12 protein-coding genes and 1 pseudogene are annotated in these 15,733 nt (G+C 69.1%); 4 read left to right on the top strand and 9 right to left on the bottom strand.

The genetic code is table 11. The features are described 5' to 3' along the window. Positions 1-7: 7 nt before the first annotated feature. From ACT9AS_RS01765 to ACT9AS_RS01755, 3 genes are all read right to left on the bottom strand, one after another. The gene (locus ACT9AS_RS01765) at positions 8-1,546 is read right to left on the bottom strand and encodes a hypothetical protein (protein WP_445098402.1); all 1,539 of its coding nucleotides are present in this window, start codon (positions 1,544-1,546) and stop codon (positions 8-10) included. Between the two features lie 98 nt (positions 1,547-1,644). After that, positions 1,645-1,905, bottom strand: a complete 261-nt coding sequence (locus tag ACT9AS_RS01760; protein WP_445098401.1) for a PAAR domain-containing protein — start codon at positions 1,903-1,905, stop codon at positions 1,645-1,647. 123 nt (positions 1,906-2,028) lie between these two features. Next, entirely contained in the window at positions 2,029-2,940 is a 912-nt protein-coding gene (locus tag ACT9AS_RS01755; protein WP_445098400.1) for a M15 family metallopeptidase, read from the bottom strand. A 180-nt stretch (positions 2,941-3,120) separates the two neighbouring features. Between ACT9AS_RS01755 and ACT9AS_RS01750 the strand changes: the two genes are divergently transcribed. Beyond that, positions 3,121-3,948 (top strand): hypothetical protein, encoded by an 828-nt coding sequence (locus ACT9AS_RS01750; RefSeq protein ID WP_445098399.1) that lies wholly within the window; start codon positions 3,121-3,123, stop codon positions 3,946-3,948. A 201-nt stretch (positions 3,949-4,149) separates the two neighbouring features. On the opposite strand, the gene ACT9AS_RS01745 is transcribed toward ACT9AS_RS01750, so the two are convergent. The 3 genes and pseudogenes from ACT9AS_RS01745 to ACT9AS_RS01735 all read right to left on the bottom strand — a co-directional run bounded on the left by ACT9AS_RS01745 (position 4,150) and on the right by ACT9AS_RS01735 (position 8,838). After that, complete coding sequence (locus tag ACT9AS_RS01745; protein WP_445098398.1) at positions 4,150-5,166, bottom strand: 3-oxoacyl-ACP synthase III; 1,017 nt, start codon at positions 5,164-5,166, stop codon at positions 4,150-4,152. 169 nt (positions 5,167-5,335) lie between these two features. Continuing rightward, positions 5,336-5,647: pseudogene (locus tag ACT9AS_RS01740) on the bottom strand (DUF4156 domain-containing protein); the annotation flags it as partial. 266 nt (positions 5,648-5,913) lie between these two features. Continuing rightward, positions 5,914-8,838: an insulinase family protein gene (locus tag ACT9AS_RS01735; RefSeq protein ID WP_445098397.1), complete on the bottom strand. Its 2,925-nt coding sequence runs from the start codon at positions 8,836-8,838 to the stop codon at positions 5,914-5,916. A 159-nt stretch (positions 8,839-8,997) separates the two neighbouring features. On the opposite strand from ACT9AS_RS01735, the gene ACT9AS_RS01730 reads away from it, so the two are divergent. From ACT9AS_RS01730 to sstT, 3 genes are all read left to right on the top strand, one after another. Then, positions 8,998-9,714, top strand: a complete 717-nt coding sequence (locus tag ACT9AS_RS01730) for an SDR family NAD(P)-dependent oxidoreductase (protein WP_445098396.1) — start codon at positions 8,998-9,000, stop codon at positions 9,712-9,714. A 224-nt stretch (positions 9,715-9,938) separates the two neighbouring features. After that, positions 9,939-10,421 (top strand): TrmH family RNA methyltransferase, encoded by a 483-nt coding sequence (locus tag ACT9AS_RS01725; protein ID WP_445098395.1) that lies wholly within the window; start codon positions 9,939-9,941, stop codon positions 10,419-10,421. Between the two features lie 84 nt (positions 10,422-10,505). Next, positions 10,506-11,732, top strand: a complete 1,227-nt coding sequence (gene sstT, locus ACT9AS_RS01720) for a serine/threonine transporter SstT (protein ID WP_445098394.1) — start codon at positions 10,506-10,508, stop codon at positions 11,730-11,732. Between the two features lie 52 nt (positions 11,733-11,784). Here the strand turns inward: sstT and ACT9AS_RS01715 are convergent, their stop codons facing one another. The 3 genes from ACT9AS_RS01715 to nirK all read right to left on the bottom strand — a co-directional run bounded on the left by ACT9AS_RS01715 (position 11,785) and on the right by nirK (position 15,709). Further along, a complete protein-coding gene (locus ACT9AS_RS01715; protein ID WP_445098393.1) occupies positions 11,785-12,249 on the bottom strand; it encodes a BON domain-containing protein in 465 nt (154 codons plus the stop codon). Between the two features lie 90 nt (positions 12,250-12,339). After that, positions 12,340-14,250 (bottom strand): DUF885 family protein, encoded by a 1,911-nt coding sequence (locus ACT9AS_RS01710; protein WP_445098392.1) that lies wholly within the window; start codon positions 14,248-14,250, stop codon positions 12,340-12,342. Positions 14,251-14,332: 82 nt separating this feature from the next. Beyond that, complete coding sequence (nirK, locus tag ACT9AS_RS01705) at positions 14,333-15,709, bottom strand: copper-containing nitrite reductase (protein ID WP_445098391.1); 1,377 nt, start codon at positions 15,707-15,709, stop codon at positions 14,333-14,335. Positions 15,710-15,733: the final 24 nt, after the last annotated feature.

The raw sequence follows: 15,733 nt of genomic DNA, 5'->3' as shown, positions 1-15,733 counted from the left end.
ATCGTCATCAAGCGGTGGCCGCGACCGCGGATGCGGCTTCGGCGGGATTGGGGGAAACGGCATTGCCGGCGGCATCGACCGGTGGCACCGGCGACAGCGCCAACGCGACCCGCGCGCGCGGGTCGGCCAGGCCGAACGCGAGCACCGGCGCCTCGCTCTGCGCGGCCTGCGCGGCGGCGGCGGCGAGCAGCGCCAGCGGTGCGACCGCACCGAGGTCGCCGCAGGCCAGGCCGAGGTGGCGGGCGTCGTCGACCGGGTCGAGTTCGGGCAGGGTCGCGGCGATCGCCCCGGCGATCTCGATCGCGCGGCTGGGGCGGTGGTCGGCGTCGCTGAACACCAGCGCGATCGATTCGGCCGGCTGCGCCGCGGTCGTCATCGCGTGCTGCAGCAGTTCCGCGGCCTGTCGGCTGGCACCGCGACCGCCGCCGGCCTGGCCGCGCAGCAGCCGGTGCAGGCGCAGCGGCACGGGCGCGGCCGGGTCGAGTGCGACATGGGCACCGGCCAGCAGTACGCCGGCTGCGCCTTCGCCGGGAATCAGGCCTTCGGGGTGGCCGCTGACCAGCAACTCGCGACGGGCGTCCAGCCGCTCGATGCTGGCGTTGCCGATCGCCGAATGCGCTGCCAGCAGCAGTTGCGGGTCGTCGTCGCGATCGCGCGCCTGGACCTGGATGAGCTGGTCGAGCATTCGCCAGCTGTCATTGCCGTTGGTCGCCGGCAACACCTCGACCTGCAACTGTTGCGGCGCGAATCCCAACGCCGCGGCCTTGACGCGCAGCCAGTCGCCTGCGGCCTGCCGCGCCATCGGCGTCCAGTTCGCGGGCAGCAGCAGGCGGACCCGGACCACGGCAGCCGCCATCGCGACCGGCGACGGCGCGCGCGCCGAACGCGAATGGTGCATCGCATGCGGGTGCAGGGTCGGCTCCGCATGCGACAGCGAGCCATCCGCCATCGCGATTTCCGGCGACGACGACGGCAGTGCCGCCAGCAACAGCTCCTCGGCCACCGGATCAAGCAGTGCGAGGGCACGCAGGCTTTCATCGTCGAACACCCGCTCGAACGTTTCCGGCTCGGCCAGCGCCGCCCGCAACGGTGCCTCGACCGCCGCGGGATCGAGGTCTTCGACCGCTGCGGCGAATACCGGCAGGCCGATCGAATCCTTCAACCACGGATGCAGCGGCGGCCGCTCGGGCTTGGCCAAGGACTTCGCGACTGCCGCGCCACCGGCACCGGCGCGCAACCACGCCGCACTTGCCAGCAGATGCACGATGCGGTCGAGCTGCGGGCCACCGTCGATCGGCGAGGTGAACTCTTCGTCGCCAGCCGTCACCGCGGGCGTGGCCGCCCGCGCCGCGCGACGGCGCAGGCCCCAGCGCAGCAGCAGGAAGGCGCCGAGCAAGGCCAGCGGCAGGCCCAGCAGCCACAGCGCCAGATCGCCCGCACCGGGATTGACGTCGCCAACCTGCCAATACAGCACCACCGCAAACCAGACCGCCGCGAACAGCAGCAGCACCAGCGCACCCGTGCGCAGCACGCGGGCGATCTTCATCGCGCCTCCCCTGCGTCCATGCCGGCAATGGTCCGTGTCGTGTCCATTCGAATCGCACCGGCGCGTCTTGCACCGGAACCTCGCTCCCTGAAGTCCGGTCAGCCGATGAAGGTCTGGGTCTGGCTGGCGATCAACGTCGCCCCACACGCGGTCTTGTCGCCATGGCGGGCGACCGGCTGGCCGTCGATGATGGTGGTCGGGTCGCCGGACACGATCACGGTATCGCCATGCTGGCTGCAGGCGACCTTGTCGTTGATGCGAGCGACCGGCAGGCCGTTGATGTCGGTGGTCGCGGTGCTGCTGGCCACGGCGCCGCCGTGGTCGATCTTGTCGCCGACGACGATGAAAGGCTTGGACATCTGGCCGTGCTCCCTGCTGGCGGGCCCCGTCGGGGCGAGTGGCATCCGGTTGCCACCGCCAACGATAGCAGGACTGGCGGGGGTTTATCACCCGGGCCGGCCATGCCGCGCGGCGCGGCGGCGTCAGTGGCCGGCGGCGCGGCGGGCCGCGCGACAGGCGGTCTTCAATTCCAGGTGCACGTAGTCCTTGATGCTGCGCCAGCTGCCACCCCATTCCAGCCCGGCCTCCTGCGCCAGGCGGCCGTAGAGGAAGTAGCCACGCTTGGTCCACGCGTCGCCCATGTCCCATTGCAGCTTGCCGTCGCGGTACAGCGCGCTGTCGACCGCGAGGCCGTACTGATGGCAGCTCTGGCCGGCGCCGGCGCGGGTCGTGCCGCCGCCCTTGCGGGCCAGGGCGGCCTGACGCTCGGGGCTGCGATAGCCCTCGACCAGCACCATTTCGTACCCGTACTGCTCGCGCATGACCTGGTAGATCGCCAGCACGCGCTGCTGGAACACCGGGTCGATCCGGTTCCACTTGCGGTCGGCGCCGGAGATGGCCTGCGGCGTTTCACCGGCCGACGTGGTGGTGCCTGCGCTGCGCAGCAGCTCGGCCTCGGCGGCGACGAATACCGCTGGCGGCAGTTCCGGTGGCGGCGCCAGGCGCTCACCGCGCAGCAGCCTGAGCACATGGTTGTTGGACGCGACTGCGGTTCCGCCCTCGAAACCGTCAAGGACCACGCGCTGGCGGAGTTGCAGGATCACCAGCGGCGGCACCGCCAGCAGCAGTGCAGCGACCAGCAGCAGGTTGCGGTGCCTGCCGAACAGGCGCATCGCACGCTGGCTGGTGGCACGCGCGGACTGCGATGACTCGCTCGCACGATCAGCGGCCCGCGATTGCCAGCGGCCCAGTACCGCGGCCAGTCGCGAGAACAGGCGGTCGGCACCGGCGAGCACGCCATCGCGCGCCGCCGGGAACAGCACCAGCCACGCCGCTGCGGCCGTCACCGCGAAAAATACCGCCATCCATAACGCCATCATGCGTACACCATCCATGTGTCCAGCGCCCGCGCCGCGGGCCAGCGGAATTGACGCCACCGGCACCCCGCCGCAGAATGCCGGCGAACCGCCAGCGGCCTCCGCCGCGCGGGAAGGGAATCATACCGGCCGCTCGAACCGGCCAGGAAAGGAGTCCACGTGGACCGGCAAGATGCCAAGCCCAGCCGCCCCAGCCTGTTGGCCGGCGAGCAGACCCACCCCGCCGCGCAGCCTGCATCGGCGCGGATCCTAGCAGACATGCAGGACCGCGAATCCGGTCCGCAACGCGCTGCGGGAAAGGCACGCACGCGGTGGCTGCCGATGGTGGTACTGCTGCTCGCGGTGGTGGCAATGGGCTGGTGGTGGCAATCCCCGCCAGCCGATGGTGCCGCCACGGAGGCGACGCCAGTGCCGACGGCGGATGCCGGTGCCTCTTATCTGTCGCGCGACACGGCGACGGGGGGCGCGGCGACCATCATCGACGAGGCGCTTCCCGCGTCGATGGCAACCACGTCCGGCCAGGCCACCAGCGACGGGACCGGCGACGCCCGCGGCGTGGACCCGGCGATCGACCGGATGGTGAAGATGGCGCAACCGGGCAGCGCGCCGGCGGGCGTCGCGACCACCGACGGGACGTCCAATCCGTTCCTGGTCGCAACGGCAACCCCCACCACCACGACGCCCGCTGTTCCCCGTCCGCCGGCACGCAAGCCGGAACGCGCGTCCGGTCGCGACGAGCCCGACCTGCTCGCGATACTGATGGGCAACATCAAGCCCGGCCAACCGTCCGGCGACAGCCCCGGCAGTGGGCTGGATGCGTTTTTGCAGACGATGGATACGGACAGCACCGGCGTGGCCAGCGCCGAGCGGAACCGCAACGGGCGCCCGCAACGCACGCGCTCCCAGCAGATCCAGCAGAACCTGCGCGAATGTCCGGCGGCGAATACCGCCAAGGGGCTCAAGTGCCGGCAGGAGATCTGCGCGGTGTATGCGGGGCGTGATCCGGCGTGTCCGGCGGCGGGTTGAGGGACGCTGCATCGACCGGAGCGTGCAGGAGCGGGGTGAGTCGCGAATGCCGGAGCAATCGGCGGCCGGCTCGGTCGGCATCCGGTGCGGAGTCATGCTCGCGTACCGGGTTTCGCGCGCAACACGACGGTCGATGGATCAGTGAATTCGCGACTTACGTCGCTCCTACGAACCCTGCAAGATCCGCAGTACCGGGGGCGTTTACCAGACTACTTCGGCCATGGAGCAGTTCAGGCCGGAGCCGATGCCGAGCAGGGCGACGCGGTCGCCTTTCTTCAGGCGGCCCATCTCGCGCAGCTTGCTCAGCACGATCGGCACCGAGGCCGGGCCGATGTTGCCGTGTTCGTCGAAGATGGTCAGGACCTTGCGCGGGTCGATCCCCATCGCCTTGGTGAAGGCGGCGGTGTGGACCTTGCTGACCTGGTGGATCACGAACTGGTCGAGTTCCTCCGCGACCCAGCCGAGCTTCTGGCGGGCGACCAGGAAGGTCTTCTGGGCGAGCTTGACGCCCTCGATCAGCAGCAGCCGGGTGTCGGTGATCATGCCGTCGAGGTTGCCGCGGCACAGCTTGTTCCACTCGGTCGCGGCGCGGGTCACGCCACCCTTGTAGCGCGGCGCACCCGGCACCAGCTCGGCGCGCGCCAGCACCATCGCGGCGGCGCCGGACCCCAGCGTCAGGGTCGCCAGCTCGTTGCGGAAATCGGCCTCGGTGGAGTCGGCGCGCATCATGCGCTCGAGGGTCTTCTCGTAGGCCAGGTCGGCGGTCTCGCCGTCGACCACCAGCGCGTAGTCGATCTCGCCGCGCTCGATCATCCGGCTGGCGATGTCCATGCCATTGATGAACGCCAGGCAGGCATTGGCCACGTCGAAGTTCTGGCAGGTGTCGGGCAGGCCGAGGTTGCCGGACACGATCGACGCGGTCGACGGCTCCAGGTAGTCGCGGCTGACCGAGGTGTTGACCAGCAGGCCGACCCGGCCCGGCTCGATCGCCGCATCGGCCAGCGCCTTGACCGCGGCCAGGGTGGCAGCGTCGGATGCGAGCATGTCGCCGTCCCACAGGCGCCGGGCGTGGATGCCGGCGATGTCGCCAAGCACGTCGGTGCGGATGCCGAGCCGGTCCAGGGTCGGCTTGAGCCGGGCGTTGATCTCCGCCGAGCTCAGGCGACGCGGCGCATCGATATGGGCCAGGCCGGCGATGGCGACGTGTTGGAACAGCATGGGCGGCAAACCGTAGACAAAAGATCACGTCAGATTAACGTTTTCCCGGGACGCCTGCATTAACCCCCCGTATGGACTGAACGGTTCAGCTCCCGATGGGATAGGTCCGCGCCCCGCCGGCAGCGGCATTGGCCGGCTGCAACGGCCCCGGCACCGCCGCAGTGCCGCCGCAGTGGTAGGCGGCGAAACGCTGGTCGCCCTCAAGCGGTGGCGCCAGCGGCTGGATGGTGTCGGCGTCCATGCCCGGCGCTTCGTTGCGGGCGAGCGTTTCCAGCTCCTCGCGGACGCGCAGGTTGTTGCGCTCGTAGAAGGCGACGCTGTCCTTGACCGACACGGCGACCTCGCCGCGCTTGACGCAGCCGGCCGGCGGACCGCCGGCGGCGATCACCCGCACCGCGCTGGCGCCGGGGGCCATGTGCACCCAGGTGCAGCCACTGGCGAGGACGAGCGTGGCGCAGCCGAGGATGAGCAGGCGGGTCATGGGAACTCCTTGGATCGAAAGCGGTGGAACGACGGCGGATCGGATGACGAGCCGGCGGATTGTCGCTTGGACGCGACGGTTTTGCGCGTTGCGCGGTGAATCTCGGATGACTTGGCGGTGCTTCCACCACAACAATCCCGTCCTGTAGGAGCGACGTAAGTCGCGATCGCACGGCGATCCCGGATAGCAGCGAAATCACGACTTACGTCGCTCCTACATCGGAGAGATGGCCCGCCGGGTGGACCAGCCACCCGGCGGGATACCGCTTACTCCGCCGCGCTGCCGTCACCCTCGGCCCTGGTGCCGGCATCGGCCTCGGCCGTGGTCGCGGCATCGCCGGCTACCGGATTGCCGTCGGCATCGAGCACCTGCACGGTGCCCAGCTCCAGCGCGCGCACCGGCGCGCCGATCTTGTCGAGATCGCCGACCACCACCCAGGTCAGGGCATCCGGGTCGATCGTGCCGGCGGCCTTGGCCACCTGCGCCGGGGTCAGCCCCTCGATCTCGGCCTTGTGCTGGAACACGTAGTCGTCCGGACGGTCGTAGCGCACGATCCCTGCGATGGTGCCGAGCACCGCGCGACCGGTCTCGTAGGCGCCGGGCAGGCTGCGGATCTCGTTGGAACGCACCTTGGCGACCTCCTCGGCGGTCGGCGGCGCCTTGCCGCTGGCGTACTCGCCCACCTCGCGCTTCATCTCGACCATCGCCTCGGCGGTCTTGTCGATCTGCACCGGCGCGAACGCCAGCCACGGCCGCTGGCCCAGCGCGTCCGGCGAGAAGCTGTAGGCGCCGTAGGCCCAGTGCTTGTCCTCGCGCAGGTTCATGTTGAGGCGGGCGCTGAACTGGCCGCCGAGCACGGTGTTGGCGAACTCGAACTCGGTGGCGTCGTCCGACATCGTCGACGGCACCAGCTGGCCGGCGAAGATATTGGCCTGCACCGCGCCGGGCTGGTCGATCAGGAACACCCGCGGCGCGTCCGGAAGCGCGACCGTGGCGACCTCGCCGGTGGTGGCCGGCTGGCCCTCGCCCTTCCAGTCGCCCAGGTGCTTCTCGAGCAACGGCACGACCTGCGCCAGGGTGGTGTCGCCGACCACGACCAGGGTCGCGTTCTCCGGCCGCACCCAGGTGTCGTGGTACTCCACCAGGTCGTCGCGGGTCAGCGAGGCGATCGACTTCTCGGTGCCCGAGCCGCTGAACGGCATCGCGTAGGCGTGGCCTTCGCCGTACAGCAACGGCGGCAGCACGCGCAGCGCGGCGGCGTTGGGGCGGGCCTTCTCCTGCTTGATCCCGGCGATCCAGCTGGCCTTGATCCGGTCGATCTCGGCCGGGTCGAAGCTCGGCTCGCGCAGCATGTCGGCGAACAGCGCCAGCGACGGATCGATGTTTTCCTTCAGCGCCGACAGCGATGCGCTGGCGCCGTCGAGCGAGGCGTCGGCACCGAGGTTGGCGCCGAGCGACTCGGCGGCCGCGGCGAATTCCAGCGCGCTGTAGTCGGCCGCACCCTCGTCGAGCATGCTCATCGCGAAGCTCGACGTGCCCAGCTTCGCGTCGTCCAGCGCATCGGCCTTGTAGCCGCCGTCGAGCAGCAACCGGAACTGCACCACCGGCACTTCATGGCGCTCGGCGAGGATCACCTTCGTCCCATTCGACAGAGTGGCGCGCTGCAGCTCGGGGAACTTCAACTCCGGGAAATCCTCCGGCATCGGCACGCCGGTGCTGCGGTCGACCGTGGACGGCGACACGCTGTACTTCGGGTCGACCGGGGGCAGGTCCAGCGCGGCCGGTTCGACCGCCGGCTCCTCGGCCAGCGCGGTGCGCTCGCCGGGCAGCACCACCAGGGTGTGGTCGCCGTCGCCGAGCCATTGCTTGCCGACCGCCTGCAGCTGCGCCGGTGTGACCGCCGCGACCGTCGCGAGGGTGTCGCGGTAGCAGCCCGGATCGCCGACGTAGACTTCGCACGCGGCCAGCGCGTCGGCCTTGCCGCCGAACCCGCCGATGCGCTCGATGCCGCGGATGAAGCCGGCGCGGATCACGGAGTTGGCCTGGGCGACTTCTTCCGCGGTCGGGCCTTCCTTCAGCAGGCGGGCGAGCTCCTCGTCGATGATCGCCTCGACCTTCTTCGGATCGACGCCTTCCTTGACGCTGGCGGTGACCAGGAAGTTGGAGCCCAGCTGCGACTCGCTGACCCCGGCGCTGACGCCATCGACCAGCTTGTCGCCGTGGACCAGCCGCTTCTCCAGCCGCGAGGTGTCGCTGCCGCCAAGCACCTGCGCCAGCACGTGCAGCTGGTCGACGTCGGTGCTGCCGGTCTGGGCGACGTTCCAGGCGCGGTAGATGCGCGCCTGCGGGACGTTGTCGTGCATGGTTTCGCGGGTGTCGGCGGGACGCACCGCGACGTCGACCGGCGGCTGCGCCATGTCCGGGCCGGCCGGGATGTCACCGAAGTACTTGGCGACCTTCTTCTTCGCGGTTTCCACGTCGATGTCGCCGGCGAGCACCAGCACCGCGTTGTTGGGGCCGTACCAGGTGCGGAACCAGTTCTTGACGTCCTCGAGCGAGGCCGCGTTGAGGTCGGCCATCGAGCCGATCACGCTGTGGTGGTACGGGTGGCCTTCCGGGTACAGGGCCTGGTTGAGCTTGGTCCAGACCTGGCCGTAGGGCTGGTTCTCGCCCTGGCGCTTCTCGTTCTGGACCACGCCGCGCTGCTCGTCGAGGGTGGCCTGGTCGATCGCGCCGAGCAGGTGGCCCATGCGGTCGGACTCCATCCACAACGCGGTGTCGAGCGCGGTGGTCGGCACGTTCTCGAAGTAGTTGGTGCGGTCGGTGTTGGTGGTTCCGTTCATGTCGGTCGCGCCGACCAGTTCGAACGGGTCGAAGTACTCGCCGGGGTGGTTCTCCGAACCGTTGAACATCAGGTGCTCGAACAGGTGCGCGAAGCCGGTGCGCCCGCGCGGCTCGTCCTTGCTGCCGACGTGATACCAGACGTTGACCGCGACGATCGGTGCCTTGTGGTCCTCGTGCACGATCACCCGCAGGCCATTGGGCAGGGTGAACTGCTGGTACGGGATCGCGACGCCGGCGCGGGCCGGTGCGTCCTGCGCCTGCGCGGGTGCGAAGGCGGTGGCGCCGATCGCGGTGGCGAGGGCCAGCGCAAGCGCGCCCTTGTGCAGTACGGCTCGTGGTGCGGACATTGGACACTCCCTTGTGATTGCGTGTGCGACGGCCCGGAATGGGCGCAACGACCCATCCTAGCGGCCGCATCCGATCCGGGCACTAGGTCACAAGTCCTAGGCCGATGCCGGCCGCGGCATCCCGGCCTAGACTGGCCGGACCCCGCCCAGGAGACCGCCATGACGCCCTCATCGCCGCGCCACTGCCTCGTCACCGGCGCCAACCGCGGGCTCGGACTGGAGTTCGTGCGGCAGTTGCTCGAACGTGGCGACCGTGTGGTCGCGACCTGCCGCCAGCCCGGCCGCGCCAACGCCCTCAACCAGCTCGCCGGCGAATACCCGGGCCGCCTGCACGTGCTGCCGCTGGACGTCGCCGAGCCGAAATCGCACGCCGAACTCGTGCGCGAGCTGCCGCTGGTGCTGGGTGACGACGCCCGCCTCGACCTGTTGGTCAACAATGCCGGCGTACTGCATTCGGGCGAGCGCTTCGGCAAGGTTGCCGCCGCCACGCTCGACGACAGCCTGCGCACCAATGCGACCGGCCCGTTCCTGCTGACCCAGTCGCTGGCGCCGCTGCTGGCCGACGGCGGCAAGGTCGCCAACCTGTCGTCGGAACTGGGCTCGATCGCCGGCAAGGACGCGTTCCGCACGCCGAGCTACTCGATCTCCAAGGCCGCTTTGAACATGGCGACGGTATTGCTGGCGCATGCGTTGGCCGAACGCGGGACCGTGGTGGTCGCACTGCACCCGGGCTGGGTGCGGACGGACATGGGCGGCGACGGCGCGGACGTGGCCCCGGAGGATTCCGCGGCCGCGCTATTGAAAGTGATCGACCGCACCGATACCGCCGACAGCGGCCGCTTCCTCGACCGCCATGGCGCGCCGCTGCCCTGGTGACCTCTCAACCGCGCCACGCCGGATGTGTAGGAGCGACGTAAGTCGCGATTTCACTGCCGGACCAGAAACGCGACCTGCGCGTATGGCGGCCGAAGCGCGGGCCTGACCCCGACATCACGATAGATATCGGCGCACGGTTCCGCCGTGCGATCGCGACTTACGTCGCTCCTACAATATGGATATTCGCGCGGCCGCCGGTACCGCGCCGACCTAGACTGCCGCCCATGTTCGACGTCATCCTGTTCCAGCCCGAAATACCGCCCAACACCGGCAACGCGATCCGCCTATGCGCCAACACCGGCGCGCGGCTGCACCTGGTGCGGCCGCTGGGTTTCAACCTTGACGACAAGCAGATGCGCCGCGCCGGGCTCGACTACCACGAGTACGCGCGACTGCAGGTCCACGACGACCTCGATGCGGCACTCGCCGCGATCACCGAAGCCAATGGCACGCCGCCGCGCGTGTTCGCCCTGAGCACGCGCGGCCGCACCCGCTTCGACACCCCGGCCTACCGCGAGGGCGATGCGTTCCTGTTCGGCTGCGAAACCCGCGGCCTGCCCGACGCGGTGCTCGACGCATTGCCGCCGGAGCAGCGCCTGCGGCTGCCGATGCGCCCCGACAACCGCAGCCTCAACCTGTCGAACGCGGTCGCGGTGACGGTGTTCGAGGCGTGGCGGCAACAAGGATTCGCCGGCGCCGCCGACTGAGCGGGCAGCAAGCCGTCCGCATCGGCTGCTCGCGCCGGCCGCCACTCCCGGGGACAATCGGATTTTCCGCCGCCACGAACCGCCATGCAGCTTCCCGCTTTCCTGCGCCGCCCCAGCCTGGTCACCCAGATCGTAATCGGATTGATTGCCGGCACGCTGCTGGCGCTCGTTTCTCCGGGCGCGGGCGCTGACGCCGGATTGCTCGGCACGGTGTTCGTCTCCGCGTTGAAGGCGGTGGCGCCGATACTGGTGCTGGTGCTGGTCGCCGCCTCGATCGCCAACCATCGCCGCGGGGAACGCAGTGGCATCCGCCCGATCCTGTTGCTGTACGTACTCGGCACCTTCGCCGCGGCGCTGGTCGCGGTGCTCGCCAGCTTCGCGTTCCCCACCACGCTGCAGCTGGCATTGCCCGAGGACATCGCGCTGACACCGCCGGAAGGCATCGGCCAGGTGTTGCGGACGTTGCTGATGCAGGTGGTCGACAACCCCGTCAACGCGCTGGTCACCGGCAACTACATCGGACTGCTGGCCTGGGGCATCGGCTTGGGACTGGCGTTGCGGCATGCCTCCGAGGCCTCCCGCCAGATGCTTTCCGACCTGGCCGACGCGATCACCTGGCTGGTGCGGCTGGTGATCCGGCTGGCGCCGCTGGGCATCTTCGGGCTGGTCGCGGCGACGCTGGCCGAAACCGGGCTGTCGGCGCTGCTCGACTATGCCCGCCTGCTGGCGGTACTGCTGGGCTGCATGCTGTTCATGGCGCTGGTCGGCAACCCGTTGATCGTGTTCCTGAAAAACCGCCGCAACCCTTACCCGCTGGTGTTCACCTGCCTGCGCGAGAGCGGCATCACCGCGTTCTTCACCCGTTCGTCGGCGGCCAACATCCCGGTCAACCTGGAGCTGTGCCGCAAGCTCGGGCTGCCGGAGGAAACCTACGCGGTCTCGATCCCGATCGGCGCGACCATCAACATGGCCGGTGCGGCAATCACCATCACCGTGCTGACCTTGGCCGCAGTGAACACCCTCGGCATTCCGGTCGACCTGCCGACCGCGCTGTTGCTGAGCCTGGTGGCGACGGTCGGGGCCTGCGGCGCATCGGGCGTGCCGGGTGGCTCCCTGCTGCTGGTGCCGCTGGCCTGTGGACTGTTCGGCATTTCCACCGACCTGGCGATGCAGGTGGTGGCGATCGGTTTCATCGTCGGCGTGGCGCAGGATTCGGCCGAGACCGCGCTGAACTCGTCGACCGACGTGCTGTTCACCGCCATCGGATCCCCTGCCGCCATCGCGGCGGCGCCGGAAGCCGCCCCGCGCTGACAAAAGAACGCAGCGCCGCGAGGGCGCTGCGCATGCTGCATCGTGGGGAGGACTACTGCTCGTCGTCCTCTTCGCCCTCGTAGTTGCCCATCGTGCCGTAGTTCAAGTCGCTGGAATCGACATCGACCACGCCTTCGATTTCGCTGGCGATGCGTGTGGCGGCATCCGCCTCGGCCTGGCTGCCGACGTTGCCGGACAACGCCACCACGCCATTGTTGGTCTCGACCTGGATATCGGTGCCGGCGGTGTCGGTATCCGCGAGCAGGCTGGACTTGACCTTGGTGGTGATCCAAGTGTCGTCGACCGGCTGATCCGAGTCGGCGCGGTCGAGTTGCTCGGTGTTGGTCAGGTTGCTGTCTTGGTCGATCTGCTGCGCACTGGCGTCCTGGGCGTCGTTCTGGACACCGGCGGTGTCCACCGGATCGCTTGCCACGGCACCGCCGGCAGCGAAAAGCAGGCCGGTGGCGAGGGCGGCGGCGAGCGCGGTGCGCGGGGTGCGGGTGCGGGTCGTGTTCATGTGCGGTGCCTCCAACGTGGGTGTACGTCGAAGTTTCCGCATCGCATGTTCAGGTCCTGTGTGCGCCACCTTACCCCGGAGGTACGCGGTTCACCTGGCGGGATACTGCTCGCGCATCAACTCGGCGATCGCCGACACCGGCGCATTGCCGTACGACAGGAAGCGGTTGTGGAAGGTCTTCAGGTCGAAGACCTCGACGAGTTCGGCCTTGCGCTGCTCGCGCAGGTCCATGATCTCGGCGTAGCCGGTGAAGTAGCTGGTCAGCTGCACCTGCGACAGCCGCACCCGGCGCCACTTGTTGACCGCCTCGGTCTTCTCCTGGAAGGCTTCGCGCTGCAGCATGTCCATCGCCGCCTCCTCGGTCATGCCATCGACGTGCACGGCGTAGTCGAGGATCGCGTTGGTCACCACGCGCAGGTTCCACTTGCCGTACATCAGCCACATCTCGGGCTCCTGGTTGCCGTAGCCCTGCTCCAGCATCATCCGCTCGGCGTAGACCGCCCAGCCCTCGATCATCGCGCCGTTGCCGAGCAGGCTCTTGACCAGGCTCGGGCTCTTGTTGGCGTGCAACAGCTGGGTGTAGTGGCCGGGGATACCCTCGTGGATGTTGAGCACCTGCAGCACCCAGTGGTTGTACTCGCGCAGGAAGCTCTCGGCCTGCGCGTCGTCGTAGGCGTCCAGCGGGCTGACGTTGTAGTAGGTGTCGGCGGTGGGGTTGAACGGGCCGGGCGCGCTGACCGAGGCACCGGCGCCACCGCCGCGCATGTATTCGGGGGTCTCGCGCACCACCAGCGGGCGGCTTTCGTCCTGGTCGAGCAGGTCGTGTTCGCGAACGAAGTCGGCCAGCAACGGGATCTGCCGGTTGATCTCGCCGAAGAATTCGTCGCGTTCGACGTGGCGCTCGGACAGCTTGTCGATCATCCGGCCGATGCGCTCCAGCCGGTCATCCGGCATCGCGGTATCGGCGAAGTACTTCGGCCACAGCTGGACGGTGATCTCGTCCATGCGCTGGTGCAGCGATTCCTTTTCCTCGACCGCGCGCTGGTACAGCTCGGCGGCGGTGTAATGCGACTGGATGTCGTAGGCGAACTTCTTTTCGTAGAGGTCCTTGCCGATGCGGAACGAGCGCGCGTCGCCGCTCGCGGCCAGGCGCTTCTGCTCGCCCTCGAGCCAGCCGATCCAGCCTTCGATCGCGCCGCTGGTGGCGTCGATACGGTCATTGAACGTCGCCTGCTCGGCGGCGTCGAGACCGGACGCCTTGATCCGGTCGCGCAGTGCGTCGTCGAACACGCTGAGCGCGCCGCGGCTCTGCACGATCGCCAGTTCGACATGCTCGGCGGTCGGGTCGGCGATGTTCGCCTTCGCCGCGGCGTAGTACTGCGGCACCTGCTCGATCCGCTGCATCACCGTGCGCAGGCGCGTGTCCTCATCGGCATACGGCGTGTTGAGCAGCAGCGCGACGGTGCCGGCGACGTTGTAGTTGGACGGGTCCCAGCTCCAGTCGCGGAACTGCTGCTGGTACCAGATCGACGATTCGAACTGGTTGCTCAGCAGCATGTGGTCGATGCGTTGTGGCGCCGGCAACTGCTGCGGGTCGAACGCGGCCAGCTCGGCCAGCGCCCCCTTTGCGAACGCAAGGTCGTCGGCGCGGCGCGCGGCGTCGGGGATGGTCAGGGTCGCGGCGTTGTCGTAGCGGCCCGAGTAGATCGACCACTCCGGGCTGCGCTCCAGCGCACGCATCAGCAGCGATTCGGCGACCGTTTCGAAACGGGCATCGCTGGCGACCGCGGCGGCGTCGGCGGGCGCCGCGTCGGCCACCGGCAACGTGGCCGGCTGGCAACCGGCGAGGGCGCCGAGGCCGGTGGCGAGGATCAGCGACAGGGACAGCGAAAGCGGGGCGTGGCGCATGGTCGGGCTCCGTGACGGGTCGCCGACGACGGCGACGAACCGGCCGATCATGACCGGGAAACCGGCCCGCTGCAGGGTGCCAATGGTTGGCATGGGCGGGTCCCGACCGATCAGGCAAACAAAAAGCCGGACCGCGCATGGCGATCCGGCTTTGCTGCGATGACGCGACGCGGCGTCAGTGACCGGAGCTGTGGTCGATCGGCTCGGCGCTCTCGAAGATCGCCTTGTCGGCCTCGCCCTTGACCGTGAGGAAGCCGGCCAGGCCCTTCTCGGCCCGCGACAGCGCGTGGTCGACCAGGATGTACTTGCCCGGGTAGTCGACCTTGAACTCCACCATCGTCGCGCCGCCCGGCGGCACCAGCGTGGTCTGCACGTCGGTCAGCGGCGGGCTGGTGAACGAGGCCAGGTTGTAGACCCGGTCGAACACCTCGCCGATCAGGTGGAAGCTCGAGGTCAGGTTCGGTCCGCCGACGCCGAAGTACATCCGCACCGTGTCGCCGACCTGCGCTTCCATGTTGTAGGTCTTGGTCAGCGCGTCCATCGAACCGTTGAACATCATGTGCTCGGGCTGCTCGTCGAGCAGCTTGTCCAGCGAGAACTCCTGCAAGCCGCGCGAGCCGTGCTTCTGCGCGGTGTAGAGCTCGCCCTGCATCACGTAGAACTCGTGGTCGACCGTTGCCAGCCCGCCTTCGGGCTCGACCAGGATCATCCCGTACATGCCGTTGGAGATGTGGTGGGCGATCATCGGCGTGGCGCAGTGGTAGACGTACAGGCCCGGGTGCAGCGCCTTGAAGGTGAAGCTCTTGGTCTGCCCCGGGGCGACCTGGGTGACCGCCGCGCCGCCGCCGGGACCGGTGACGGAGTGGAAGTCGACCGAGTGGATGTTGATGCTGTCCTCGGCGTTCTTCAGGTTGACGGTGACGCTGTCGCCCTGGCGGATGCGCAGGAACGGGCCGGGCACGGTGTTGTTGAAGGTCCAGTAGCGGTAGGTGCTGCCGTCCGACAGCTTGCCTTCGACCTCGGTGGTTTCCAGGTCGTAGGTCACGTGCTGGGGCGCGCGGTCGCCGACCGGCTCGCCGACCTCGGCGGGGTTCTTGGCGATGTCGACCGCGGTGCTGACGGTCTCCACCACGTCGCCGACGATCAGCTTGCCGAACATGCCGGCGGCCTTGTGGCCCGGGATCGTGCACAGGTACTCGAAGGTGCCGGCTTTGGTCGCGCGGAATACGATCGTGGTGGCCGCGCCTTCGCCGACCAGCTGGTCGGACTGGGCGCCGAACTCGGGCACCGCGACGTCGTGCATCGCGCCGTCGCCATTGATGATGGTGATCGCGACCACGGCGCCTTCGGGCACCTTCAGGTCGGGCGCGACCTGGCCCTTGATCGCGCCGGCGTCGCCGACGAAGACCAGCTGGCCCTCGTGGATCTGCGTTTTCAGGGTGAAGGTGACATCGGCCACCGGGGTGACCGCGGCGTGGTGCTGGTTGGCGAGGGCCATCGGCGTGAAACCGGCGGCCGTCGCGAGTGCGAACAGCAATACCAGGTCTTTCATCTTCGGGTTTCCTTGGGGTTGCGG

It is taken from the genome of Lysobacter sp. F60174L2 (genome assembly GCF_052547135.1).
Note: the sequence above shows the minus strand (reverse complement) of the source record. Positions and strands in the feature narration are given on the sequence as shown.